At 64.6% G+C, this 1560-nt stretch carries 1 protein-coding gene; it reads right to left on the minus strand.

From position 1 onward, the window contains the following. A partial coding sequence (locus AX692_RS11140; RefSeq protein WP_196491788.1) for a DUF5934 domain-containing protein occupies window positions 1-1560 on the minus strand: 1560 nt, incomplete at both ends.

Raw genomic sequence — 1560 nt, forward strand, 5'->3', positions numbered from 1 at the left:
GCCGTCCGATCGCCTCGGTCTCCGGTCCTTTGATGAACACCTCGGAATAGTCGCTGCCGGAGCGCTTGAGGCTGCGGATCAGCGTCTCGGTGCGATCGTCCATGTCGAGGCGCTTGCTCGCCTTGAAATCGGCGATCGTCTCCGGCTTCTGCTGCAGGATCAGCATCCAGTCGCTGTTCTCGAGCGCTGCCGTCGCCCCGTCGGACTTGTAGTAGTCGTTGAGCGACTGGGTGGCGGTCGCAAGCGCGCCGCCATATTTCCGGCAGGTGCGAGCATAGGTTTCGACGAACTCACCCATCGAGCCGCCCTTCAGCATCGACCATGCTTCATCGATCAGTAGCAGCTTGCGCAGCGACCTTGGGCTGCGCGTCATGGCCTGGCTGGTCATGAACATGATCGCAGAGAGCACCACGCTGCGCAGATCCTCCCGGCTCGCGAGGTCGGACATCTCGAACACGGTGAAATCCGCATCGAGGTCGAGACTGGCCTGGCCCTCGAAGAAGGCACCGTAGGTTCCGCCAGCCATGTAAGGGGTAAGCGCAGTCGCAATGTCTGCGGCTGTGTCATGGCCGAGACTGGCCAGCATCTCGCCGACGGTCGTGACCGTGGCCGCCGCGCCGTGTTCAGCCCAGACCATGTTGACCGCCCGGTCGATCAGCCCGCGCTCGGTATCGGTCAGCTTTGCGCTGTGGCGGGCCATTTGCCCGACGATCGCCTTGATCATCCCGAAGCAGTCGAGGCGATAATCTTCGTCCTCGGCGGCGCGGGCTGCGTCGATCATCGAGAAGGGGTTGAGGCAGAAGCCTGCCTTCATCGTGAACTCGACAAAGCGCCCGCCCTGCAGTTTGACCGAATGCTCGAAGCTGCGACCGTCGTCGATCACGACCACCTGCGCGCCGGCGCCGCGCAGCGCGGCGCACATCTCCTGGAGCAGCACCGACTTGCCAGATCCCGACTTGCCGCAGATCGCGACATTGTGGTTGCCCGCCTCGTTCTCGAACGGCGACCAGAAGAAGGGCTGGCCGCGCCGACCGACGAACAGCAGGTGAGGGTGGGCGCTTCCGAGATACTCGCCCTGCATGGGCGCGATATTGGCTGCCGTGGTCGACAGAACGGTCTTGAACCGCTTCAGCCGCTCCATGTCGGCACCGAGCCCGTCGGCTAGCGTCAGCGGCATCGCCGCGAGAAGCCCCTGGATCTGCAGATAGCGCTCGTCGGTGAGGTCCCAGCCTGCCGCCTTGTAGATCGACTTGATCGCCCGCTCGTGGCGGTCGCCGGACCCAAGTGGCGAATAGGTCGTCACGCCGTAGAACACGCGCACCAGACGGCGGCCTTCCTGCAGCTCAGCCTGAACATGTTGCCACTCGGCGGCCTGTTCCCCGATCCGTGGCAGGAACCTGGCGCTGCGGGTCCCGGCGAGGCTGGTTGTCCGCATGAACTTGAAGCCGGCCTTCGCCGATGCAGCCTCTTGGTCGGGATAGACGAGACACAGCATGGTCGCGGCCGGGCAGGGGAAGCGCAGCTTGTCGGTGAACAGGTCGCCGATCAGCCGCGCGCATT

This window comes from Erythrobacter donghaensis (assembly GCF_001557325.1).
Taxonomy (GTDB): Bacteria; Pseudomonadota; Alphaproteobacteria; order Sphingomonadales; family Sphingomonadaceae; genus Erythrobacter; species Erythrobacter donghaensis_B.